Genomic DNA, 22,256 nt, shown 5'->3' with positions numbered 1-22,256 from the left:
TCGCCGCAAAGAAAAAGCCCCGCAATCGCGGGGCTTTTTTTCGTTCGGCCGCCGTGCGGCGGGTGGCGCGGCTCATGCGTGCCGCTGCAGTCCTTCCGTATCCTTCGCGGGCGCGGGGCGGTAGCCGAGCGATTCCGAGATGGTCAGCGCGGTGCGGCTCAACTGGCCGAGCCACGCGTCCTGCAGGCGGTCGGCCGGTGCCGACAGCGACAGGCCGGCGACGAGCTTGCCCGAGTCGTCGTAGATGCCGGCCGCGATACAGCGCACGCCCAGCTCCAGTTCCTCGTTGTCGCGTGCGCACGATTGCTGGCGTACGAGCGTCAGCTCGCGTTCGAGCTTCGCGATGTCGGTAATGCTGTTCTGCGTATGGCCGGACAGCCCGGTGCGCGTCGCATACGCGCGCACGCGCGACGTTTCGTCGACCGCGAGGAACAGCTTGCCGACCGACGTCAGGTGGAGCGGCGCGCGGCCGCCGATCGCGCGGACGACCTGCATCCCCGAGCGTTCCGAATACGCGCGCTCGATATAGACGATTTCGTCGCCCTGGCGTACCGACAGGTTCACGGTCTGGCCCGTCAGGCGGTGCAGCTCGCGCATCGGCATCAGTGCCGCGTCACGTACCGACAGGCGCGCCTTCACGAGGTTGCCGAGCTCCAGCAGCCGCATGCCGAGCCGGTATGTGCCGGGATCGGAGCGGTCGACGAGGCGACAGGTCACCATGTCGTTGAGGATACGGTGCGCGGTCGACGGATGCAGCTCCGTGCGCTGGGCAAGCTCCTTCAGGCTGACAGGGTCGCTGTGCGCGGCGAGCGCGTCCAGCAACCGCATCATGCGTTCGATCACTTGGATCGACGTTTTGGAATCCGGGGTGGGTTGGCTCATGTCGGGGGAGAATCGGTTGACGCGTCAAGCGGTTGTTGCGTCGATTGTATCTCGTATTGTGAAAAAAGCGAACGCCGTTCGAGGAAGTCCTCGTTTCCTGACATGCATGCTTGCGCATGCGCCGGCGTTGGTCTTGCCGGCCAAACGGCGGATAATGAGAGCCGTTTTCTCGAAGGAGCGCGTATGCGAGTCGGTTTGTTCGTGACCTGCCTGGTCGACCTGATGCGTCCGGAAATCGGCTTTTCCGCGCTGAAACTGATTCGCGACGCCGGCTACGAGGTGTTCGTGCCGCCCGCGCAAACCTGCTGCGGCCAGCCGGCCTACAACTCGGGCGAGCGCGCGCTCGCGCGCGACCTCGCGGAAAAGACGCTGCGCGAGTTCGAGCAGTTCGATTACGTCGTCGCGCCATCGGGCTCGTGCGGCGGCATGATCCGCGCGCACTACGGCGACCTGTTCCGCGACGACCCCGAACTGATGGGGCGCTATGCGCGGTTCCAGCAGAAAGTCTACGAACTGACCGATTTCCTCGCGAACGTCGCGAAGGTCACGCTCGCGCCCGGCGAATTCGCGGGGCCCGTCACTTACCACGACTCGTGCTCGGGCCTGCGCGAACTCGGCGTGAAGGCGCAGCCGCGTGCGCTGCTCGCGCAGCGCGGCGTGGCCGTTACCGAGATGAAGGACTGCGAGCACTGCTGCGGCTTCGGCGGCACGTTCGCGGTCAAGTACGGCGACATTTCGGCAGCCATCGCGGACGAGAAATGCGCGAACGTGCGCGCGTCCGGCGCGGGCGCCGTCGTGTTGGGCGATCTCGGCTGCATGCTGAACATCGAAGGGCGGTTGCGCCGCACGGGCGACCGCGACACGCGCGTGCTGCACGTCGCGCAGGTGCTGGCGGGCGACGTCTGACGCCCGGTTCCGCTCACTTTTCCCCGATACCGCGATGCAAGTCCAATCGATGCATTTCAAGGCGCGTGCCGGCCAGAAGCTGGCTGATCAGCGCTTGCAGCAGAACCTGAAGAAGCTGTCGACGAAGTTCGTGTCCGCGCGCGCCGACGCGATGACCGCGATCGACTTCCAGGCGACGCGTGCCGCGCTGAAGGCGCGCCGCAACCGTGCGCTGGAGAACCTCGACGTGTGGATCGAGGCGTTCGAGCGCGAGGCGGCGCGGCGCGGCACGACGGTGCTGTTCGCGGAAACGACCGAGGACGCCGCGCGGCTCGTCGCCGACATCGCACGACGCCACGACGTGAAGAAGGTCATCAAGACGAAGTCGATGGTGTCCGAGGAAATGCGCCTGAACGCGGTGCTCGCCGAGATGGGCGTGCAGTCGATCGAGACGGACCTCGGCGAATACATCCTGCAGATCAACGACAACGAGCCGCCGAGCCACATCATTGCGCCCGTGGTGCACAAGGACAAGGACGAGATCGCCGACCTGTTCGCGCGCACGCACCACCGCGAGCGGCTGACCGAGATTCCCGACATGACGCGCGAGGCGCGCGAGGTGCTGCGCCCGCATTTCCTGTCGGCCGACATGGGCGTGACGGGCGGCAACTTCGTGATCGCCGAGACGGGTTCGGTCGCGATCGTCACGAACGAAGGCAACGAAGGCATGTGCACGGTGATGCCGCGCGTGCATGTCGCGGTGACGGGCATCGAGAAGGTGCTGCCGACGCTCGAGGATCTCGCGACCGCGATGCGTCTGCTGCCGCGTTCGGCGACCGGGCAGAAGACGTCGAACTACTTCTCCCTGCTCACCGGGCCGCGCGGCCCGGCAGACGAGGACGGCCCGGAGCACAACTACGTGGTGCTCGTCGACGGCGGCCGCACGGGCCTGCTCGGCGGCGAATTCCAGGAGATGCTGCGCTGCATCCGCTGCGGCGCGTGCATGAACCATTGCCCGGTGTACCAGAAGGTCGGCGGGCACGCGTACGGATGGGTCTATCCGGGCCCGATGGGGTCGGTGCTGACGCCGAGCTACGTCGGGATCGACCGTGCGCTCGACCTGCCGCAGGCCGCGACGCTGTGCGGCGAATGCGACAGCGTCTGCCCGGTGGGGATCCCGCTGTCGCACCTGCTGCGCACGCTGCGCGAGAAACAGGTCGAGCGGCACCTGCGGCCGTGGCGCGAGCGCGCCGCACTCGCCGCGTGGGGCTTTTTCGCGCGCCGGCCGCTGCTTTACGCGCTGACGACCAAGCTCGCGGTTCGGGTCCTCGAGCGGCTCGGCGGCAGCGGCGGCATGCTGCGGCGCCTGCCGATGATGGGCGGCTGGATGGACACGCGCGACATGCCGACACCGACCGGCCGCACGTTCCGCGAACTGTACGCGGCATCGCAAAGCCACCTCGGCTGACGACTGTTCATCGGGCGACAACAGTGCGTTCGCTATTTATGTATTTATCTCGATAGATGCGGCCTATAGAATCTCGTCTGTAGTCCCCGGAATTGGGTTTCGGGGAATGAGGTCAAGGAGCCGCATCATGAAAAAGACAATATCGATGTACTGGCCGCTGGCAATCGTCGTCCCGCTCGCCGCGCTCGCCTATCTGCACGCGATGGCCGACGCGCCGTCGCGTGGTCCGCTCGCCGTGCATCAGGCATCGGCCGAACTGGCGCGCGCGGTGTCGTTCGGGCTCGTCGACGACGCGGCGCAACCGTTGCCGGCCGCCTCCGGTGACGTCGTGCTCGCCGCACCCAAGGCGCTGTAAGGCACGCCGCCGTCGCTTTGCGCGGCGGCGCGATTTCGGGCGCCTTTGTATAATGGCGCGTTCTTCTCCGACGCGGTTCGCCGCGGCTTTCCGATAGTGCGATGACCCGCGTTGCGATCTGTTTTGTCTGTCTCGGCAATATCTGCCGTTCGCCCACCGCGGAAGGCGTGATGCGTCACCAGGTGGACGCGGCCGGGCTGACCGAGCACATCGCGATCGATTCGGCCGGCACCGGCGACTGGCACGTCGGCGAACCGCCCGACACCCGCGCGCAGGCGGCGGCCCGTACCCGCGGCTACGACCTGTCGGCGCTGCGGGCGCGGCAGGTGAGCGCGGCGGATTTCGAGCGGTTCGACCTGCTGCTGGCGATGGACGAAGCCAATCTCGCGGAATTGCGCCGGCGCTGTCCGCCCGAGCATCGCGACAAGGTGCGCCTCCTGATGGAATTCGCATCAGGCGCGGCCGAAACCGAAGTGGCCGATCCTTATTTTGGCGGCGCGCAGGGCTTCGAACAGGTGCTCGATCAGGTCGAGCGCGCCTGCGCGGGCCTGCTGAACACCCTCCGGAGCCGTACCGGACACTGAGCGCGGCAAGGTATTCAGTGTGCTGCGAATACCCTGTCGCAGACATGGATACTTGACTAAAATCGTCAAATATTTATACTTGACCAAAATCGTCAAGATTGCAGTCCCCTAGACACCATGAGACTCACCACCAAAGGCCGTTTCGCCGTCACGGCGATGATTGACTTGGCACTGCGCCAGGAGCAGGGCCCGGTGACGCTTGCAGGCATCAGCCAGCGCCAGCGGATTTCGCTCTCGTATCTCGAACAGCTGTTCGGGAAGCTGCGCAGGCATGAAATCGTCGAATCCGTGCGCGGCCCGGGCGGCGGCTACAACCTCGCGCGCCGCGCGCAGGACGTCACCGTCGCCGACATCATCATCGCGGTCGATGAACCGCTCGACGCCACGCAGTGCGGCGGCAAAGGCACGTGCGACGGCTCGAAGCAGCCCGACGGCCATTGCATGACGCACGAGCTGTGGTCGACCCTGAACCAGAAAATGGTCGAATACCTCGATTCGGTGTCGCTGCAGGATCTCGTCGATCAGCAGCGAGCACGCGAGGGCGCACCCGCGGTGCTGCGCGACCGGCGTGCGCCGGAGCCCGTCGCGGCGCCGGCCGAACCGGTGCGCACGATGCCGCTCGGTCCCAATTCGGTGTTCAACATCGCGAGTTCGTGAGCGCGAACGCGCCGCACACCCCATAACGCACATAGTCCCTGCACAGAATACCCGGAGCGACAGATGACCCAAGAGACTCTCCACCTGCCCATCTACATGGATTACAGCGCGACGACGCCGGTCGACCCGCGCGTGGTCGACAAGATGGTGCCGTACCTGCGCGAGCAGTTCGGCAACCCGGCATCGCGCAGCCACGCATACGGCTGGGATGCGGAGCGCGCGGTAGAGGAAGCGCGCGAGCAGGTGGCCGCGCTCGTGAACGCGGATCCGCGCGAGATCATCTGGACGTCCGGCGCAACGGAGTCGGACAACCTCGCGATCAAGGGTGCCGCGAACTTCTACAAGGGCAAGGGCAAGCACATCATCACGGTGAAGACCGAGCACAAGGCCGTGCTCGATACGTGCCGCGAGCTCGAGCGCGACGGTTTCGAAGTCACCTACCTCGACGTGAAGGATGACGGCCTGATCGACCTCGACGTGTTCAAGGCCGCGCTGCGCCCGGACACGATCCTCGTGTCGGTGATGCACGTGAACAACGAGATCGGCGTGATCCAGGACATCGAGACGATCGGTGAAATCTGCCGCGAGAAGGGCATCGTGTTCCACGTCGACGCCGCGCAGTCGACCGGCAAGGTCGGGATCGACCTCGCGAAGCTGAAGGTCGACCTGATGTCGTTCTCGGCGCACAAGACCTACGGCCCGAAGGGCATCGGCGCGCTGTACGTGCGCCGCAAGCCGCGCGTGCGCATCGAAGCGCAGATGCACGGCGGCGGTCACGAGCGCGGCATGCGTTCGGGCACGCTGGCGACGCACCAGATCGTCGGCATGGGCGAAGCGTTCCGCATCGCGCGCGAAGAAATGGCGACCGAGAACGAGCGCGTCCGCATGCTGCGCGACAAGCTGCTGCGCGGTCTGTCGCAGATCGAGGAAACGTACGTGAACGGCGACATGGAGCGCCGTGTCCCGCACAACCTGAACATCAGTTTCAACTTCGTCGAAGGCGAGTCGCTGATCATGGCGATCAAGGATGTCGCGGTGTCGTCGGGTTCCGCTTGCACGTCGGCGTCGCTGGAGCCTTCGTACGTGCTGCGTGCGCTCGGTCGCAACGACGAACTCGCCCACAGCTCGATCCGCTTCACGGTCGGCCGCTTCACGACGGAGCAGGACGTCGACTTCGTGATCGACCTGCTGAACAGCAAGATCTCGAAGCTGCGCGAACTGTCGCCGCTCTGGGAAATGCACCAGGAAGGCATCGATCTGTCGACGATCGAATGGGCTGCGCACTGAACATCGCATTGAGTACATTCGCGGGCGAATTTGCGCACGCAGACGTAACGAGTCAAGGAGTCTGAGTCATGTCATACAGCAACAAGGTTCTGGATCACTACGAAAACCCGCGTAACGTCGGTTCGTTCGCGAAGGACGACGACGCGGTCGGTACGGGCATGGTCGGCGCGCCGGCCTGCGGCGACGTGATGAAGCTGCAGATCCGCGTCGGCGCGGACGGCGTGATCGAAGACGCGAAGTTCAAGACGTACGGCTGCGGTTCGGCCATCGCGTCGAGCTCGCTCGTGACCGAATGGGTGAAGGGCAAGACGCTCGACGAGGCGCTGTCGATCAAGAACACGCAGATCGCCGAAGAGCTTGCACTGCCGCCGGTGAAGATTCACTGCTCGATTCTCGCGGAAGACGCGATCAAGGCAGCCGTGGCCGACTACAAGAAGCGCCACGACACCACGGAAGGCGATCAGGCAGCGGCCTGAGCGGCATCGAGCGGCTTGTGAAGGATCGCGGCTGGCCCCAGGCGTGCCGCGGCAAGGACATCATGGCAATTACACTGACCGAAAAAGCAGCACAGCACGTCCAGAAATACCTCGTCCGTCGCGGCAAGGGTGTGGGCCTGCGGCTTGGCGTTCGCACGACCGGGTGCTCGGGGCTCGCGTACAAGCTCGAGTATGTCGACGAGCTGGCTCCCGAGGATCAGGTATTCGAGAGCCATGGCGTGAAGGTCATCGTCGACCCGAAGAGCCTCGCGTACATCGACGGCACCGAACTCGACTTCGCGCGCGAAGGCCTGAACGAAGGGTTCAAGTTCAACAACCCGAACGTGAAGGACGAGTGCGGCTGCGGCGAATCGTTCCGCGTCTGACGCGGTCTTCCGCGCAATGCGGGCAAGAGGCGGCACGGGCCGCCTTTTTAATGTGCGGCGTTTGCCGCGCGACGAACCGGAATTGAACGCGACGATGGTTTCGCTGAAAGACAGCCACTTCGATCTGTTTCATCTGCCGGCGCAATTCGCTCTCGACGAGGCGGCGCTCGACAGCGCGTATCGCACGGTGCAGACGCAGGTGCACCCGGATCGCTTCGCGGCGGCCGGCGATGCGCAAAAACGCATCGCGATGCAATGGGCGACGCGTGCGAACGAGGCCTACCGCACGTTGCGCGATCCGCTGAAGCGTGCGACCTATCTGCTGTTGCTGCGCGGCGTCGACATCGGTGCTGAAAACAACACCGCGATGGAGCCCGCGTTCCTGATGCAGCAGATGGAGTGGCGCGAAGGCATCGAGGATGCCGCGGCCGCCCGCAACGTCGACGCGCTCGATGCGCTGCTCGCCGAACTGCGTGATGAGAAGCGCGTGCGCCTCGAGCGCCTCGGCACGCTGCTCGACAGCGCGGCCGACCAGGCCGCCGCCGAGGCCGTGCGCCAGCTGATGTTCATCGAACGCGTCGCGTCGGAAGTGGGCGCGCAGATCGAGCGCCTCGAAACTTAACCGCGTGCCTCGCGGCACGCGCAGCAAACGGGCCGAGCGCCCGAACGAACCAAGATGGCTTTACTGCAAATTTCCGAACCGGGCATGGCGCCGGCGCCGCACCAGCGGCGACTCGCTGTCGGGATCGATCTCGGCACGACGAACTCGCTCGTCGCGGCCGTGCGCAACAGCGTGCCCGAAGTGCTGCCGGACGACGCGGGCCGCGCGCTGCTGCCGTCGGTGGTCCGTTATCTGGAGAAGGGCGGCCGCCGCATCGGCCACGAAGCGAAGGAGCAGGCCGCGACCGATCCGCGCAACACGATCGTGTCGGTCAAGCGCTTCATGGGCCGCGGCAAGGCCGAGGTCGAAGGCGCGGCGAACGCACCTTACGAATTCGTCGATGCGCCGGGCATGGTGCAGATCCGCACGATCGACGGCGTGAAGAGCCCGGTCGAGGTGTCCGCCGAGATTCTCGCGACGCTGCGTTACCGCGCGGAAGACACGCTCGGCGACGAGCTGGTCGGCGCGGTGATCACGGTGCCCGCGTATTTCGACGAGGCGCAACGCCAGGCGACGAAGGACGCCGCGCGTCTCGCGGGCCTCAACGTGCTGCGGCTGCTGAACGAGCCGACCGCGGCCGCGATCGCCTACGGTCTCGACAACGCGGCCGAAGGCCTCTACGCGGTGTACGACCTCGGCGGCGGCACGTTCGACCTGTCGATCCTGAAGCTGACGAAGGGCGTGTTCGAAGTGCTGGCCGCGGGCGGCGATTCCGCGCTCGGCGGCGATGATTTCGATCACGTGCTGTTCGGTCACGTGCTCGCACAGGCCGGCATCGACGTGAAGGCGCTTGCGCCCGAGGACGTGCGCCTGCTGCTCGATCGCGTGCGCGTGCTGAAGGAAGCGCTGTCGTCCGCGCCGCAGGCGTCGCTCGACGTGACGCTGTCGAGCGGTGCGCAGCTCGTGCAGACGATCTCGCACGACACGTTCGCGTCGCTCGTCGAGCCGCTCGTGCAGCGTACGCTGACGCCGACCCGCAAGGCATTGCGCGACGCGCAGGTGACGCCGGCCGACATCAAGGGTGTCGTGCTGGTCGGCGGCGCGACGCGCATGCCGGTGATCCGCGATGCGGTCGCGAAGTATTTCGGCCAGCCGCCGCTCGTCAATCTCGATCCGGACCAGGTCGTCGCGCTCGGCGCGGCGATCCAGGCCGACCTGCTCGCCGGCAATCGCGGCAGTGGCGACGACTGGCTGCTGCTCGACGTGATTCCGCTGTCGCTCGGTGTCGAGACGATGGGCGGTCTCGTCGAGAAGATCATTCCGCGCAATTCGACGATTCCGATCGCGCGTGCGCAGGAGTTCACGACCTTCAAGGACGGTCAGACCGCGATGGCGATCCACGTCGTGCAGGGCGAGCGCGAGCTCGTCGCCGACTGCCGGTCGCTCGCACGCTTCGAGCTGCGCGGCATCCCGCCGATGACGGCCGGTGCGGCGCGCATCCGCGTGACCTACCAGGTCGATGCGGACGGGCTGCTGTCGGTGTTCGCACGCGAGCAGCATTCGGGCGTCGAGGCATCGGTCGTCGTGAAGCCGTCGTACGGCCTCGCCGACGACGACATCGCGAAGATGCTCGAGGACAGCTTCAAGACCGCCGAGATCGACATGCGTGCACGTGCGCTGCGCGAAGCTCAGGTCGAGGCCCAGCGGATGATCGAGGCGACGCAGGCGGCGCTGGCGGCCGACGGCGAATTGCTCGATGACGCCGAACGCACGCAGGTCGACGCGCTCGTCGCGGCGCTGCGCACGATTGCTCAGGGCGACGACGCGGACGCGATCGAAACCGCGACCAAGGCATTGGCCGACGGCACCGACGAATTCGCGGCGCGCCGGATGGACAAGAGCATCAAGCGCGCACTGTCGGGCCGACGGCTCGACGAGATCTGAACGAACGACCTGCACGCGGGCCGGCGACGGCCCGCGCGATATTGAACCGTGCGGCGCCAGCCGCCGCACCCTGACTGACGGAACGGACATGCCTCAACTGGTAGTGCTGCCTCACGTCGAACTGTGTCCGGACGGCGCAGTGATCGACGCGACGCCTGGCAAGAGTATTTGCGACAACCTGCTCGACCACGGAATCGAGATCGAGCATGCATGCGAGAAGTCGTGCGCATGCACGACCTGCCACGTGGTGATCCGCGAGGGCTTCAACGATCTCGAGCCGTCGGAAGAGGACGAAGACGACCTGCTCGACAAGGCGTGGGGCCTCGAGCCGACGTCGCGCCTGTCGTGCCAGGCGATCGTGCAGGAAGATTCGGACCTGGTGGTCGAGATTCCGAAGTACTCGATCAACCACGCGAAGGAAAATCACTGACGGTTCGGCGGGGCGGGCGGCGCGCATCATGTGCGTTCCGCCTAGCGAACTCGCTACGTACACGGGAGAGCAGGCCATGAAATGGACCGATTCGCGCGAAATCGCCATCGCGCTGGCAGACAAGCATCCGGACGTCGATCCGCAGCGGATCAATTTCGTCGACCTGCGCCAATGGGTCATCGAGCTCGATGGCTTCTCCGACGATCCCAGCCACTCGGGCGAGAAGATCCTCGAAGCGATCCAGGCTCACTGGATCGACGAATCCGACTTCGACGACGAAGACTGAGGTTCGCGCCCGGCGCCCGGCACTCGCTCGGCACCGCTCCCGCAAAAAGAAAAGGCTCGTGATGCTGTCACGAGCCTTTTTCATTTCCGGCGCGGCACACCGGCCGCCCGGCGATTCGTCATGCGTTGCGTGTTACGCGCCGACCAGCGTGCCGTTCTCGATCCGCACGCGCTGACCCTGGCCGAACGGCGGCGGGCTGTGGTACGTGAACGTACGCGTCGCGCCGCTTTCCATCTGGACCTGCACCTGGTAGTCGGTTTCCGCGCGCACCTGCTTCTCGACCTGGTTGCCGGCAAGACCGCCGCCGAGCGCGCCGATGATGGTCATCGCGGTGCGGCCGTTGCCGTGACCGAACTGGTTGCCGAGCAGGCCGCCGGCTGCTGCGCCGCCGACCGCGCCGATCCCCGAGCTCTGGCCCGGCGTGCGCGATTGCGTGATCGAGACGATCGTGCCGCAGCTCTGGCAATAGGCCGGCTGAGCGGGCGCGGACTGCTGTTGCGCATATTGCGGCGGTTGCGGTGCCGGCGTATGGCGGTGGTGCGTGGCTGCCGGGCGCGGCGCGGGCTTCGGTTCGGCTTGTGCCGCCGCCGCCTTCTCGGCCGCAGCCTTTTGTTCAGCCTTTTGCTGCGCGGCCTGTTCGGCTGCCTGCTGCTGCGCTTGCGCGGCCAGGGCGGCACTGGCTGCCGCGGCCGTATCGACGGCCGGCTGCGACGCGATCAGCGCGGCCTGGGTCTGACCGTTCTGCGCGTTGTTGCTGCTGGCCTTCGGGAAGATGCCGGTGATCGCGGCGGTGGCGGCGAGGCTGGCGACGATGACGGCGCCTGCCGCGGTCGCGATGAGCGGGTGGAGGCGTTGTTTTTGCGGCGTGGTCTGATTCTGGTTGTCCATGTTTTTCTCCGGTGTCGATCCGGCTCCGCACGTTGGCGCTGGCCGGATCCCACGCTTCGGGAGCGAGCAGACTTGGCGTTCCGGCGCCGCGTTCTGGTCCCGTGGTCATGCGTGGTGACGCAACAGGAGTGTCGTCTACCGGCGAGCGGCGCACCGTATCAAGGTGTAACGAATTGCAGCGCGGTGCCGGCGGGCGTAACCGGGAAAACCCGGAGAAGGCCGTCGCGACGAGGGGATAAAACGGGGGAGGATCGAAAACCGGCGGACGCCGGCAGGCGGGATTTACGCGTGGTTACAAACCGCACGCGTGCGCGCCGCGGGGCGCGGCGCACACGCTGGCACGAGCGTCAGTCTTCGCGGCGCAGGTGCGGGAACAGCAGCACGTCGCGGATCGTCGGGCTGTCGGTCAGCAGCATCACGAGACGGTCGATGCCGATCCCGCAGCCGCCCGTCGGCGGCATCCCGTGTTCGAGCGCGCGGATGTAGTCGGCGTCGAAGAACATCGCTTCCTCGTCGCCGGCATCCTTCTGCTCGACCTGCTTCTTGAAGCGCGCGGCCTGGTCTTCCGGATCGTTCAGCTCCGAGAAGCCGTTCGCGATCTCGCGGCCCGTCATGAACAGCTCGAAACGCTCGGTGATGCCCGGCGTCGTATCCGACGCGCGTGCGAGCGGCGACACTTCGACCGGGTAGTCGATGATGTAGGTCGGCTCCCACAGCTGCGATTCGGCGGTTTCCTCGAACAGCGCGAGCTGCAGTGCGCCGATGCCGGCGTTCAGGAAGGCCGGTTGCGACACGTCGACGCCGAAGTGCTTCAGTTCGGTACGCAGGAATGCGTCGTCCGACAACTGGCCGTCGGTGTACTGCGGCGCGTACTTCTGGATCGCCTGCGTGATCGTCAGGCGGTGGAACGGCTTTGCAAGGTCGAGTTCGCGGCCCTGGTACTGGATCGTCGCGGTGCCGAGCGCATCGATCGCCGCCTGGCGGATCAGCTGCTCGGTGAAGTCCATCAGCCAGCGGTAATCGGTGTACGCGGCGTAGAACTCCATCATCGTGAATTCCGGGTTGTGGCGCGGCGACACGCCTTCATTCCGGAAATTGCGGTTGATCTCGAACACGCGCTCGAAGCCGCCGACGATCAGGCGCTTGAGATACAGCTCCGGCGCAATGCGCAGGAACATCTGCATGTCGAGCGCGTTGTGATGCGTGACGAACGGCTTGGCCGCGGCGCCGCCCGGGATCGGGTGCAGCATCGGCGTTTCGACTTCCATGAAGTCGGCGTTGTCCATGAACTTGCGGATCGACGCGATGGTCCGGGTGCGCGCGCGGAACGTGTCGCGCGTTTCCGGCGTGACGATCAGGTCGACGTAGCGCTGGCGATAGCGCATCTCCTGGTCGGCGAGGCCGTGGAACTTGTCGGGCAGCGGGCGCAGCGCCTTCGACAGCAGGCGCAGCTCCTTGCACTGGACCGACAGCTCGCCCTTGTTGGTGCGGAACAGCACGCCGCGGGCGGCGACGATGTCGCCGAGGTCCCACTTCTTGAATGCGTCGTAGGTTTCCGCGCCGACGTCGTTCGGCGTCACGAAGAACTGGATCTGGCCCGAACCGTCCTGCACCGTCGCGAAGCTCGCCTTGCCCATCACGCGCTTGAGCATCATGCGGCCGGCGACCGACACCTCGACCGGGTTCGCTTCGAGCGCGGCCTTGTCCGAGTCGGCGAAGGTTGCCTGGAGATCGGCGGCGTGATGCGTCGGCCGGAAATCGTTCGGATAGGCGACGCCTTGCTCGCGCAATGCGCGCAGCTTCTCGCGGCGCTCGGCGATGATCTGGTTTTCGTCCGCCGCGACGGCGGGCTGCGTTTGGGTCGGTTCGGTCATGATGGTCGGAATTCGGAATGGGTGCGGCAACGCAACGGGAAGGGCGGCGCGACCGGAGAGGCCGCGCCGCGGCGCTTACACGCCCTGTTTGAGGCTCGCGCTGATGAAGTCGTCGAGATCACCGTCGAGCACGGCTCGCGTGTTGCTCATTTCGACGTTCGTGCGCAGGTCCTTCACGCGGCTCTGGTCGAGCACGTACGAACGGATCTGGTGGCCCCAGCCCACATCGGTCTTGCTCGATTCGAGCTTGTCCTGCTCGGCCTGGCGCTTGCGCATCTCGGCTTCGTACAGGCGCGACTTCAGCATCGCCATCGCTTCGGCGCGGTTGCGGTGCTGCGAGCGATCGTTCTGGCACTGCACGACAATGCCGGTCGGCATGTGCGTGATCCGCACGGCCGAATCGGTCTTGTTGATGTGCTGGCCGCCCGCGCCCGACGCGCGGTATGTGTCGATGCGCAGGTCGGCCGGATTGACCTCGACTTCGATCGAGTCGTCGATTTCCGGATACACGAACACCGACGAGAACGACGTGTGGCGGCCGCCGGACGAGTCGAACGGCGACTTGCGCACGAGGCGGTGGATGCCCGTTTCGGTGCGCAGGAAGCCGTATGCGTATTCGCCCGTGACCTTGACCGTCGCGTTCTTGATGCCGGCGACGTCGCCGTCCGACTCTTCGAGCACTTCGGCCTTGAAGCCCTTGCGCTCGCAGTAGCGCAGGTATTGGCGCAGCAGCATCGACGCCCAGTCGCACGCCTCGGTGCCGCCGGCGCCGGCCTGGATGTCGATGAAGCAGTTGTTCGGGTCGGCCGGGTTCGAGAACATCCGGCGGAATTCGATGTCGCCGACGCGCGCTTCGAGCTTCTTCGCGTCGTCTTCGGATGCGACGAGGGTGTCTTCGTCGCCTTCCTCGCGTGCGAGCTCGAACAGGTCGAGCGCATCGCGCAGGTCGCTATCGAGCGCGGTGAGCGTCGTGACGACACCTTCGAGCAGCTTCTTCTCGCGGCCGAGTGCCTGGGCGTTCTTCGAATCGTTCCAGACGTTCGGGTCTTCGAGTTCCTTGTTGACTTCGGTCAGACGCGCAGATTTGGCGTCGTAGTCAAAGATACCCCCGAAGCTCGCCCGCGCGGGTGCGCAGGTCGAGCAGGGAGCTTTCGATCGCGTTGAGACGTTCCGCTTCCATGATCGTTCGCTGTTCTTGCTTCGTAAAAAAGCGGAATTATAGCCGATCGGCGGGGTTTCCCGGTGACGCGGAGTGTGCTTGCATGCGCGCCGTGGCCCCGTTCGGCGCGGCGCGCATGCGGCCCGCGAGCGCGCGGGCCGGATGGCCGGTGCTCAGCCGGCCGCGTGCTCGACGATCAGCTGGACGCGCGTGACGCCATTCCACGTGTCCGCGACGAGGCGATACGCGATCAGCGCGCTCGCCGGCAGCGGCTCGGTGTGGTTGAACCAGATCGCGTTGAAGCGCTGGCGGCCGCGCGCCAGCTGCAGCTTCAGGTGCTTTTCCTTCACGAGCGACTGCGACACGACGTCGAACTCGCCGGAGAAAAGCGGGGCCGGAAAGCCCTGGCCCCAGACGGCTTCGTCGAGCAGCCCGACGAACTGCGGCGTGAAATACGCTTCCTCCAGTTCGCCGTCGGTCTCGATCACGCGCGCGAGCGCGTCGTCGGACAGCCACTCGCGCGCGACGGCCTCGAACGCGGCCGCGAAGCGCGGCACGTCGTCGGTGCCGAGCGTGAGGCCGGCCGCCATCGCGTGGCCGCCGAACGCGACGATCAGGTCGGGCTCGCGCTTCGACACCAGGTCGAGCGCGTCGCGCAGGTGGAAGCCGGGAATCGAGCGGCCCGAACCCTTGACCCGCGTGCCGGCTTCGTCCGCATGCGCGAACGTGAACGACGGGCGGTGGAATTTCTCCTTCAGCCGCCCGGCAACGATGCCGATCACGCCCTGGTGCCATTCGGGATTGAACAGCGTGATCGTGCACGCGTCGGCCGGATCGACGTCGGCGAGGTCGGCGAGCGCCTGCTGCTGCATGCCGGCCTCGATCTCGCGGCGCTCGCGGTTCATTACGTCGAGCTGCTGCGCGAGGTCCCACGCGCGGCCGATGTCGTCGGTGATCAGGCATTCGATGCCGAGCGACATGTCGGAGAGCCGCCCGGCGGCATTCAGGCGCGGGCCGAGGCCGAAGCCGAGGTCGAACCCCGATGCGGTGCGCGCCTCGCGGCCGGCGGCGCGGAACAGTGCGGCGATGCCCGGCTGCATGCGGCCGTTGCGGATGCGCTGCAGCCCCTGCGCGACGAGCACGCGGTTGTTGCCGTCGAGCCGCACCACGTCGGCGACGGTGCCGAGCGCGACGAGATCGAGCAGTCCGTCGAGGCGCGGCTCGGCTTCCTTGCTCGCGAACGCGCCGCGGCGGCGCAGCTCGGCGCGCAGCGCGAGCAACACGTAGAACATCACGCCGACACCGGCGATGTGCTTGCTCGGGAACGCGCAGCCGGGCTGGTTCGGGTTGACGATCGCGCGCGCGGCGGGCAGCGCGTCGCCGGGCAGGTGGTGGTCGGTCACGAGCACGTCGATGCCGCGTGCATTCGCGGCTTCGACGCCCGCCACGCTCGCGATCCCGTTGTCGACGGTGATCAGCAGGTCGGGCTTGCGGGCGGCCGCGAGTTCGACGATCTCGGGCGTGAGCCCGTAGCCGTATTCGAAGCGGTTCGGCACCAGGTAGTCGATCTGCGCGCCGAACATCCGCAGGCCGCGCACCGCGACCGCACAGGCGGTCGCGCCGTCGCAGTCGTAGTCGGCGACGACCAGCAGGCGCCGCTTGTCGGCGATCGCATCGGCGAGCAGCGCCGCGGCGTCCGCGCAGCCTTTCAGTTCGGTGGGCGGCACGAGGCGCGCGAGCGCGGTCTCGATGTCGGTCGGGGACTGCACGCCGCGCGACGCATACAGGCGCGCGAGGACGGGGTGCAGGCCGTGGCGCGCGAGCGCTTCGGCGTCGGCGGGCGCGACGGGGCGGGTAACGATCCGGGTCATACGAGTGGGGTCATTCGAACAGGGACGCCAGCGCGCGGCGGCGCCAGAACTTGCGCAGGTCGCCGCGCGTCGCGTGCAGCGTCACGGAGCTGGTGTCGCCGCACAGCGTGAAATCGACGCTGGCCAGCTCGCCGTACCGCAGCGCGGCGAGGGTCGGCGCGAACCAGTCGCGCTCGAGCATGGCGAGCGCGTCGTGCCAGCGTGCCCAGTCCTGTTCGATGAACGGGGCGGACAGTGCCGGCAGTTCGACGAGCGTCGCGCCGGCGGCGGCGGGCAGCGCACCGAAGGCGGCCGGCGCGGCACCGGCCTCGGCGTGCGCGGCGCGCGCGAGGCCGAGCGCCGCGGGGGAAGCGGACAGTACGCGCTCGAACGGCTTGCCGACCGGCTTCAGCGTGCCTTGCGCATGGAACCAGATCGAATTGACGGCGGGCAACCCGCGCGCTTCGCGCGCTTCGTTGACCGGGTGCTGGAACCACGCCATCTGCACTTCGTTCTGCAGCTTCATCCACATCCGCGAACGTTCGCCGGTGTGCGCCTCGTGCGGCAGCCAGATTTCGATGTTGCGGCCGCTCGCGCGCAGCGGCGCGGCGCCGGCGAGGCGGGCGAGCTGTTCGCTGGACAGGTACCAGCGCGTCGGCTGCGGCGCTTCCAGCCGCACGCCGAGCTCCTCGATCAGCGGGCGCGCGACCGCCAGCAGCGCGGCCGCGTCGCCGTCGTCGAGCGCGAGGCTGGCCGGGTCGACGAGCACGAGGTGATCGTGCGCGATCTGGACGTGCACGGGCTCGACGCACGCCCAGGCCTGCGTGCCGGGGTCGCCGCCGTCCGCCAGCAGCATGTAGGGCGCGAGCGGCGCCTCGTCGGCGGCGTTGCCCCGGCTCGCGCCGAACTGGCGGGCCAGCCAGCGCTCGTGCGGCAGCGTGCGCTGGAAGTCCTCGCCGGCCACGCGCTCGACGAGGCTCGCGCGGGCCAGCAACTTTTCGAGCGCGGGACTGTCCAGCGTGTGCAGGGACGAGGCCGCATCGGCTGCCGACGGCAGCGCGAACGGAACGAGAAAATGGAGGCGTCGGTCGTGCATGATGGTGCGCATTGTATGGCAAACTGCGCGCGTGATCGGGCCGGCGGACGGCCCGATTGCGTCCGGCGACCGTTTTTCGACCGCGCCCGGGCGGCCGGCCGCCGCCGGATGGCGCTCCCGGGCGCGGGCCGTCATCCCCGCCGTAACCAGCAGAAAGGATTCGCTTGAAACTTCCGTACGAATGGCAGATCGGCTGGCGCTACACGCGCGCCGGCAAACGCACGACCGGCAACGGCTTCATTTCCTTCATCGCGCTCGTGTCGATGCTCGGGATCGCGCTCGGCGTCGCGGCGCTGATCGTCGTGCTGTCCGTGATGAACGGCTTCCAGAAGGAAGTGCGCGACCGCATGCTGTCGGTGCTCGCGCACGTCGAGGTGTTCTCGCCGACCGGCTCGATGCCCAACTGGCAACTGACCGCGCAAGAGGCGCGCCGCAATCCGTCGGTGACGGGCGCGGCGCCTTATGTCGACGCGCAGGCGCTGCTCACGCGCCAGGACGCGGTGAGCGGCGTGATGCTGCGCGGCATCGAGCCGTCGCTCGAACCGCAGGTGTCGGACATCGGCAAGGACATGAAGGCGGGCCAGCTGACCGCGCTCGTGCCCGGCCAGTTCGGCATCGTGCTCGGCGATGCGCTCGCCGGCAACCTCGGCGTGACGGTCGGCGACAAGATCACGCTGGTCGCGCCCGAAGGCACGATCACGCCGGCCGGGATGATGCCGCGGCTCAAGCAGTTCACGGTCGTCGGCGTGTTCGAATCGGGCCACTACGAATACGACAGCACGCTCGCGATGGTCGACATCCGCGACGCGGAGGCGCTGTTCCGGATGTCCGCGCCGACCGGCGTGCGGCTGCGGCTCACCGACATGCAGAAGGCGCCGCAGGTCGCGGTCGAGCTGTCGCACACGCTGTCGGGCAGCCTGTACATCCGCGACTGGACCCAGCAGAACAAGACCTGGTTCTCGGCCGTGCAGATCGAGAAGCGGATGATGTTCATCATCCTCACGCTGATCATCGCGGTCGCTGCGTTCAACCTCGTGTCGTCGCTCGTGATGACGGTGACCAACAAGCAGGCCGACATCGCGATCCTGCGCACGCTCGGCGCGCAGCCGGGTTCGATCATGAAGATCTTCGTCGTGCAGGGCGTGACGATCGGCTTCGTCGGCACCGCGTCGGGCGTCGCGCTCGGGTGCCTGATCGCATGGAGCATTCCGTGGCTGATCCCGATGATCGAGCATCTGTTCGGCGTGCAGTTCCTGCCGCCGTCGGTGTACTTCATCAGCGAGCTGCCGTCCGAGCTCGTCGCGGGGGACGTGATCAAGATCGGCCTGATCGCGTTCGTGCTGTCGGCTGTCGCGACGCTCTATCCGAGCTGGCGCGGCGCGAAGGTGAAGCCGGCGGAGGCGCTGCGCTATGAATGATCGCGCGACCGCATTCGCGGATTCACGACAACCCATCAGACAGGATTCGGCAGGTATGCAGGAATACGTGCTTCAGGCGCGCGGGATCACGAAGGCGTTCGTGCAGGGCGGCTTCAATGTGCAGGTGCTCAACAACACCGAGCTGACGGTGCGGCGCGGCGAGAAGCTCGCGGTCGTCGGCGCGTCGGGCTCCGGCAAGAGCACGCTGCTGCACGTGCTGGGCGGCCTCGACGAACCGAGCGCGGGCGAAGTGTCGCTGCTCGGCAAGCCGTTTACGCAGCTCGCCGAGCGCGAGCGCAACGAGTTGCGCAATCGCGCGCTCGGGTTCGTCTATCAGTTCCATCACCTGCTGCCGGAATTCACCGCGCTCGACAACGTCGCGATGCCGCTGCGCATTCGCCGGATGACGACCGAGGATGCGCGCGAGCAGGCACAGGCGATGCTCGAGCGGGTCGGTCTCGGTCCGCGTGCGAAGCATCGGCCGGGCGAGCTGTCGGGCGGCGAGCGACAGCGCGTCGCGATCGCGCGCGCGCTGGTGACGAAGCCGGCCTGCGTGCTCGCCGACGAGCCGACCGGCAACCTCGACGGCACGACGGCCGATACGGTGTTCAACCTGATGCTCGAATTGTCCGAGACGCTCGAAACGAGCTTCGTGATCGTCACGCACGACCCCGAGCTCGCCGCGCGCTGCGACCGCATCATGCGCCTGCGCGACGGCGTGCTGCACGAGGAACCGGCGCTGCCGGTGTGAACGAGCGCTCCCGCTGCGCTGCCGGGTGAGCCCCGGCGGCGCGGCGAGGGCGCAGGAAAACCGCCATGTGGATCGATACGCATTGCCATCTCGATGCCGCCGAATTCGACGCCGACCGTGACGCGGTCGCCCAGGCGGCGCGCGCGGCCGGCGTGTCGCGCATCGTGATCCCGAGCGTCGGGCGCGACAATTTCACGACGGTGCGCGAACTCGCGCAGCGCACGCCGGGCGCGGTCTATGCGCTCGGCATCCATCCGATGTTTACGCCACAGGCGCACGACGCGGATCTCGACCGGCTGCGCATGGAGATCGAGGCGAGCCTCGACGATCCGCGCTTCGTCGCGATCGGCGAGATCGGCCTCGACTACTTCGTGCCGGGGCTCGATGAAGAGCGGCAGCAATTCTTCTATCAGGGGCAGCTCAAGCTCGCGCGCGAATTCGACCTGCCGGTGCTGTGCCACGTGCGCAAGTCGCAGGACCGCGTGCTCGCCGGGTTGCGTCGCTTCGGCGTGCGGCGCGGTATCGCACATGCGTTCAACGGCAGCTTCCAGCAGGCCGAGGCGTATCTCGCGCAGGGGCTGCACCTTGGCTTCGGTGGCAACGTGACGTTCGGACGCGCGTTGCAGATCCGCCGGCTCGCCGCGCAGTTGCCGCTCGACGCGATCGTCGTCGAGACGGACGCGCCCGACATCGCGCCCGAGTGGGCGTACAAATCCCGCAACGCGCCCGACCAGGTGCCGCGCATCGGCGCCGTGCTCGCCGAACTGCGCGGGATCGACGTTCACTCCCTGTCCCTATCCACAACGGCTAACGCGCTCGCTGCGCTGCCGCGCCTCGCACTTTCGTCCGCATAATCGTTGCCGGAAGGCGCCGCATCGACATCGGCGGCGCCGGGTCGACGAGGAGGCGCGATGCGGGTGTGGTGGATCGCGTTCGCGCTCGGCGTCGTCGTGCTGCAGCGGCAGGCGGCGTTGCCGGGCGCGAGCGGCTGGGTAATCGGGGCGGCGGTGCTGGCCGGTTGCGGCGCGCTGCTCGCATGGTGTGCGCGGCGCCGTCGAACCCGTGCGATCGTCGCGCTCCGGTGGATGCTGTGCGCAAGCGCGGCCTGTGCGATCGGATTCGGCTATGCGGCCGCGCGCGCCGAATGGCGGCTGCGTGACAGCCTGCCCGTCGAGCGGGAAGGGCGCGACATCGCCGTCACCGGCGTGATTCGCGGGTTGCCGGTGATCGACGACACCGGCGCGCGACTGCTGTTGGCCGTCGAATCGAACGACGCGGGCCTGGCCCGTTTCCCGCCGGTGATCCGGTTGTCATGGCGCACATACGGCGCGCCCGCCGCACGCGATACGATTCCCGACTTGCGCGCGGCGCAGCGCTGGCGTCTCGTCGTGCGCCTGAAGCGCCCGCATGCCGAGGCGAACCCCGGCGTGCGCGACAGCGAGGCGGCGTGGCTGGCCGCGGGCATTCGTGCGATCGGCTACGTCGTCGCGCCCGAGCGCGCGGAATTGCTCGACGCGCGCGCAGCGGGATGGCGCGCATCGATCGATCGGCTGCGCGACGCGTTGCGCACCCGTATCGGCGACGCGCTCGATAACGCGCGCCATCGCGGCATCGTCACCGCGCTCGCGGTCGGTGATCAAGCCGGTATCGGCGACGACGACTGGCGCGTGCTGCGCAATACGGGCACGAGCCATCTGGTCGCAATAATATGGTGAAGAACACACGCTATAGCCTGCATTCGGGTGATGACCCGTACCGGAATGTGCGCCGCAAGTCCCGTGGCATGCCGCTTATATGCCGCGTCCTCTCTCGGAGCATTGAAAACTTCACTGGGACAGTTTCAGTTCCGTGCGGTATAAATGTATTCCGGTCCTATTGGCTGCCCTCCGCACAGACTGAACATGCAATCAACACCCATTGCTCCCAAGGTCTTTGTCAGTCACGCGAGTGAGGACAAACAGCGTTTCGTGATTCCGTTCGCCACGGCGTTGAGAGAGCGTGGCATCGATGCCTGGGTAGATCGCTGGGAAATGCTTCCCGGAGATAGTCTGGTCGATAAGATTTTCGAAGAGGGATTAGAAGAGGCTGCGGCGGTCGTCATCGTCCTCTCCAAGGTCAGTGTCACGAAGCCTTGGGTTCGAGAAGAATTGAATACGGCAGTGGTGGCGCGTATTCAGAAGGGAACCAAGATCATTCCGGTCGTACTCGAAGAATGTGAGGTTCCAGGAGCCATCAAATCCCTACTATGGGAGTCGGTTAAGGACGTCAACGATTTTGGCGACTGCCTAGCCCGGGTTGTAGATGCGATATTCGGCCATACGACCAAGCCGCCAATCGGAAGCGCCCCGGCCTACGTTCAGACAGCCGTTGCGATACCACCTGTCGGCGACCTAACTGTTAGCGACAGTTTCGTGTTGCAGGCACTGTACGAATTTTTTGTAGGTCAAGGGCGAGTGTACATTCAGCCGAACGAGCTTCTTGCCGCCGCGACCGATCATGGGTTGGATGCGTCGATCTTATCGGACTGCATGGAAATCTTGGCGCAACGAGGCTATATCGAAGTGCACAAGCATATAGGGCCGGGACCATACCTCTCTCGCATTCTGCCTGCCGGTGTATCGACGATGCTCGGTGACACCGAGGGACAATTAATTCGCAAGGTCGCTTTGTGCATCGTGAACGATGGAGTGCAGGAGGCTTCAGCGATTGCAGCTGCGACGGGCGAAACACTGGCACTCGTAGATCACGCTATTTTCCGGCTCGAAAGCTTACAGCATGTAAAAGCCAGCCGACCGACGGGTGGGTCGAGGTTCGTCTATAAGGTGAATCCGTCACTTCGACGGGCGCTAGAATCGTAGTATCTGGTAGCGACCCGCTATGTCGGATATCGCGCACGCTTCTGATTTCCGCATGCATGGATGCTAATGTGCGGACGAATTTTTTCTTTAAGCATACTGAAATATTTGAAAAGCTTGGTTC

The 22,256-nt window shown here is 66.5% G+C and carries 22 protein-coding genes and 1 pseudogene; 17 read left to right on the top strand and 6 right to left on the bottom strand.

What is annotated here, in order from left to right; translation table 11 throughout:
- Positions 1–72: 72 nt before the first annotated feature.
- The gene (locus LMA02_RS10905; protein WP_006754125.1) at positions 73–882 is read right to left on the bottom strand and encodes an IclR family transcriptional regulator; all 810 of its coding nucleotides are present in this window, start codon (positions 880–882) and stop codon (positions 73–75) included.
- Positions 883–1,065: 183 nt separating this feature from the next.
- On the opposite strand from LMA02_RS10905, the gene LMA02_RS10900 reads away from it, so the two are divergent.
- The 12 genes from LMA02_RS10900 (at position 1,066) to iscX (ending at position 10,241) form a co-directional block, all read left to right on the top strand.
- Positions 1,066–1,788, top strand: coding sequence for a (Fe-S)-binding protein (locus tag LMA02_RS10900; RefSeq protein ID WP_228904844.1), 723 nt, complete (start codon positions 1,066–1,068; stop codon positions 1,786–1,788).
- Between the two features lie 34 nt (positions 1,789–1,822).
- Positions 1,823–3,235, top strand: coding sequence for a lactate utilization protein B (locus tag LMA02_RS10895; protein ID WP_228904840.1), 1,413 nt, complete (start codon positions 1,823–1,825; stop codon positions 3,233–3,235).
- A gap of 127 nt (positions 3,236–3,362) precedes the next feature.
- Positions 3,363–3,590 (top strand): hypothetical protein, encoded by a 228-nt coding sequence (locus LMA02_RS10890; RefSeq protein WP_166725150.1) that lies wholly within the window; start codon positions 3,363–3,365, stop codon positions 3,588–3,590.
- A 101-nt stretch (positions 3,591–3,691) separates the two neighbouring features.
- Positions 3,692–4,174: a low molecular weight protein-tyrosine-phosphatase gene (locus LMA02_RS10885; RefSeq protein ID WP_228904833.1), complete on the top strand. Its 483-nt coding sequence runs from the start codon at positions 3,692–3,694 to the stop codon at positions 4,172–4,174.
- Between the two features lie 117 nt (positions 4,175–4,291).
- A complete protein-coding gene (gene iscR / locus LMA02_RS10880) occupies positions 4,292–4,831 on the top strand; it encodes a Fe-S cluster assembly transcriptional regulator IscR (protein WP_006401955.1) in 540 nt (179 codons plus the stop codon).
- A 63-nt stretch (positions 4,832–4,894) separates the two neighbouring features.
- Complete coding sequence (locus tag LMA02_RS10875; RefSeq protein WP_228904831.1) at positions 4,895–6,118, top strand: IscS subfamily cysteine desulfurase; 1,224 nt, start codon at positions 4,895–4,897, stop codon at positions 6,116–6,118.
- Positions 6,119–6,186: 68 nt separating this feature from the next.
- Complete coding sequence (iscU, locus tag LMA02_RS10870; RefSeq protein ID WP_006754131.1) at positions 6,187–6,594, top strand: Fe-S cluster assembly scaffold IscU; 408 nt, start codon at positions 6,187–6,189, stop codon at positions 6,592–6,594.
- A 62-nt stretch (positions 6,595–6,656) separates the two neighbouring features.
- Positions 6,657–6,980 (top strand): iron-sulfur cluster assembly protein IscA, encoded by a 324-nt coding sequence (iscA, locus tag LMA02_RS10865; protein WP_014896627.1) that lies wholly within the window; start codon positions 6,657–6,659, stop codon positions 6,978–6,980.
- A gap of 94 nt (positions 6,981–7,074) precedes the next feature.
- Positions 7,075–7,602: a Fe-S protein assembly co-chaperone HscB gene (hscB, locus tag LMA02_RS10860; RefSeq protein ID WP_043174956.1), complete on the top strand. Its 528-nt coding sequence runs from the start codon at positions 7,075–7,077 to the stop codon at positions 7,600–7,602.
- 54 nt (positions 7,603–7,656) lie between these two features.
- Positions 7,657–9,525 carry a Fe-S protein assembly chaperone HscA gene (gene hscA / locus LMA02_RS10855; RefSeq protein WP_228904829.1) on the top strand — a complete coding sequence of 623 codons (1,869 nt, stop codon included), beginning with the start codon at positions 7,657–7,659 and terminating at the stop codon, positions 9,523–9,525.
- An 88-nt stretch (positions 9,526–9,613) separates the two neighbouring features.
- Positions 9,614–9,955, top strand: a complete 342-nt coding sequence (gene fdx, locus LMA02_RS10850; RefSeq protein WP_011657374.1) for an ISC system 2Fe-2S type ferredoxin — start codon at positions 9,614–9,616, stop codon at positions 9,953–9,955.
- Positions 9,956–10,031: 76 nt separating this feature from the next.
- On the top strand, positions 10,032–10,241 hold the full coding sequence (gene iscX, locus LMA02_RS10845) for a Fe-S cluster assembly protein IscX (RefSeq protein ID WP_006754136.1): 210 nt from the start codon (positions 10,032–10,034) through the stop codon (positions 10,239–10,241).
- A gap of 132 nt (positions 10,242–10,373) precedes the next feature.
- On the opposite strand, the gene LMA02_RS10840 is transcribed toward iscX, so the two are convergent.
- The 5 genes from LMA02_RS10840 to LMA02_RS10820 form a co-directional block, all read right to left on the bottom strand.
- Positions 10,374–11,129: a glycine zipper 2TM domain-containing protein gene (locus LMA02_RS10840; protein ID WP_228904827.1), complete on the bottom strand. Its 756-nt coding sequence runs from the start codon at positions 11,127–11,129 to the stop codon at positions 10,374–10,376.
- A 347-nt stretch (positions 11,130–11,476) separates the two neighbouring features.
- A complete protein-coding gene (lysS, locus tag LMA02_RS10835) occupies positions 11,477–13,003 on the bottom strand; it encodes a lysine--tRNA ligase (protein WP_228904825.1) in 1,527 nt (508 codons plus the stop codon).
- 75 nt (positions 13,004–13,078) lie between these two features.
- Positions 13,079–14,183, bottom strand: a protein-coding gene (gene prfB / locus LMA02_RS10830) for a peptide chain release factor 2 (RefSeq protein WP_098143590.1) whose coding sequence is annotated in 2 segments (ribosomal slippage) — positions 13,079–14,101 and positions 14,103–14,183 — 1,104 coding nt in all. Because the reading frame shifts where the segments join, the coding sequence is not laid out codon by codon here.
- Between the two features lie 152 nt (positions 14,184–14,335).
- Complete coding sequence (gene recJ / locus LMA02_RS10825) at positions 14,336–16,033, bottom strand: single-stranded-DNA-specific exonuclease RecJ (protein WP_228904819.1); 1,698 nt, start codon at positions 16,031–16,033, stop codon at positions 14,336–14,338.
- A gap of 10 nt (positions 16,034–16,043) precedes the next feature.
- Positions 16,044–17,120 (bottom strand): regulator, encoded by a 1,077-nt coding sequence (locus LMA02_RS10820; RefSeq protein ID WP_228904817.1) that lies wholly within the window; start codon positions 17,118–17,120, stop codon positions 16,044–16,046.
- Positions 17,121–17,272: 152 nt separating this feature from the next.
- On the opposite strand from LMA02_RS10820, the gene LMA02_RS10815 reads away from it, so the two are divergent.
- The 5 genes and pseudogenes from LMA02_RS10815 to LMA02_RS10795 all read left to right on the top strand — a co-directional run bounded on the left by LMA02_RS10815 (position 17,273) and on the right by LMA02_RS10795 (position 22,135).
- Positions 17,273–18,526, top strand: coding sequence for a lipoprotein-releasing ABC transporter permease subunit (locus tag LMA02_RS10815; RefSeq protein ID WP_105787636.1), 1,254 nt, complete (start codon positions 17,273–17,275; stop codon positions 18,524–18,526).
- A complete protein-coding gene (gene lolD / locus LMA02_RS10810; RefSeq protein ID WP_392840290.1) occupies positions 18,519–19,277 on the top strand; it encodes a lipoprotein-releasing ABC transporter ATP-binding protein LolD in 759 nt (252 codons plus the stop codon). The genes LMA02_RS10815 and lolD overlap by 8 nt, the downstream gene beginning before the upstream one ends.
- 65 nt (positions 19,278–19,342) lie before the next feature.
- A complete protein-coding gene (locus LMA02_RS10805) occupies positions 19,343–20,131 on the top strand; it encodes a TatD family hydrolase (protein ID WP_228904815.1) in 789 nt (262 codons plus the stop codon).
- Positions 20,132–20,188: 57 nt separating this feature from the next.
- A pseudogene (locus LMA02_RS10800) lies at positions 20,189–20,983 on the top strand (ComEC/Rec2 family competence protein); the annotation flags it as partial.
- A gap of 195 nt (positions 20,984–21,178) precedes the next feature.
- Positions 21,179–22,135, top strand: a complete 957-nt coding sequence (locus LMA02_RS10795) for a toll/interleukin-1 receptor domain-containing protein (protein ID WP_228904813.1) — start codon at positions 21,179–21,181, stop codon at positions 22,133–22,135.
- Positions 22,136–22,256: the final 121 nt, after the last annotated feature.

Source organism: Burkholderia sp. B21-005 (assembly GCF_020843965.1).
Classification (GTDB): domain Bacteria; phylum Pseudomonadota; class Gammaproteobacteria; order Burkholderiales; family Burkholderiaceae; genus Burkholderia; species Burkholderia ambifaria.
The sequence above is the reverse complement of the archived record's forward strand: the minus strand, read 5'-3'. Positions and strand labels throughout refer to the sequence as shown.

Bases quoted from the DNA above. Each gene is read 5' to 3' on its own strand.
- recJ (WP_228904819.1), bottom strand. From the start codon at position 16,033: ATGACCCGGATCGTTACCCGCCCCGTCGCGCCCGCCGACGCCGAAGCG.
- hscA (WP_228904829.1), top strand. From the start codon at position 7,657: ATGGCTTTACTGCAAATTTCCGAACCGGGCATGGCGCCGGCGCCGCAC.
- LMA02_RS10805 (WP_228904815.1), top strand. From the start codon at position 19,343: ATGTGGATCGATACGCATTGCCATCTCGATGCCGCCGAATTCGACGCC.
- iscX (WP_006754136.1), top strand. From the start codon at position 10,032: ATGAAATGGACCGATTCGCGCGAAATCGCCATCGCGCTGGCAGACAAG.
- lysS (WP_228904825.1), bottom strand. From the start codon at position 13,003: ATGACCGAACCGACCCAAACGCAGCCCGCCGTCGCGGCGGACGAAAAC.
- LMA02_RS10875 (WP_228904831.1), top strand. From the start codon at position 4,895: ATGACCCAAGAGACTCTCCACCTGCCCATCTACATGGATTACAGCGCG.
- LMA02_RS10795 (WP_228904813.1), top strand. From the start codon at position 21,179: ATGCAATCAACACCCATTGCTCCCAAGGTCTTTGTCAGTCACGCGAGT.
- LMA02_RS10885 (WP_228904833.1), top strand. From the start codon at position 3,692: ATGACCCGCGTTGCGATCTGTTTTGTCTGTCTCGGCAATATCTGCCGT.
- LMA02_RS10900 (WP_228904844.1), top strand. From the start codon at position 1,066: ATGCGAGTCGGTTTGTTCGTGACCTGCCTGGTCGACCTGATGCGTCCG.
- LMA02_RS10905 (WP_006754125.1), bottom strand. From the start codon at position 882: ATGAGCCAACCCACCCCGGATTCCAAAACGTCGATCCAAGTGATCGAA.
- iscR (WP_006401955.1), top strand. From the start codon at position 4,292: ATGAGACTCACCACCAAAGGCCGTTTCGCCGTCACGGCGATGATTGAC.
- LMA02_RS10840 (WP_228904827.1), bottom strand. From the start codon at position 11,129: ATGGACAACCAGAATCAGACCACGCCGCAAAAACAACGCCTCCACCCG.
- LMA02_RS10820 (WP_228904817.1), bottom strand. From the start codon at position 17,120: ATGCGCACCATCATGCACGACCGACGCCTCCATTTTCTCGTTCCGTTC.
- LMA02_RS10895 (WP_228904840.1), top strand. From the start codon at position 1,823: ATGCAAGTCCAATCGATGCATTTCAAGGCGCGTGCCGGCCAGAAGCTG.
- iscA (WP_014896627.1), top strand. From the start codon at position 6,657: ATGGCAATTACACTGACCGAAAAAGCAGCACAGCACGTCCAGAAATAC.
- fdx (WP_011657374.1), top strand. From the start codon at position 9,614: ATGCCTCAACTGGTAGTGCTGCCTCACGTCGAACTGTGTCCGGACGGC.
- iscU (WP_006754131.1), top strand. From the start codon at position 6,187: ATGTCATACAGCAACAAGGTTCTGGATCACTACGAAAACCCGCGTAAC.
- LMA02_RS10890 (WP_166725150.1), top strand. From the start codon at position 3,363: ATGAAAAAGACAATATCGATGTACTGGCCGCTGGCAATCGTCGTCCCG.
- hscB (WP_043174956.1), top strand. From the start codon at position 7,075: ATGGTTTCGCTGAAAGACAGCCACTTCGATCTGTTTCATCTGCCGGCG.
- lolD (WP_392840290.1), top strand. From the start codon at position 18,519: ATGAATGATCGCGCGACCGCATTCGCGGATTCACGACAACCCATCAGA.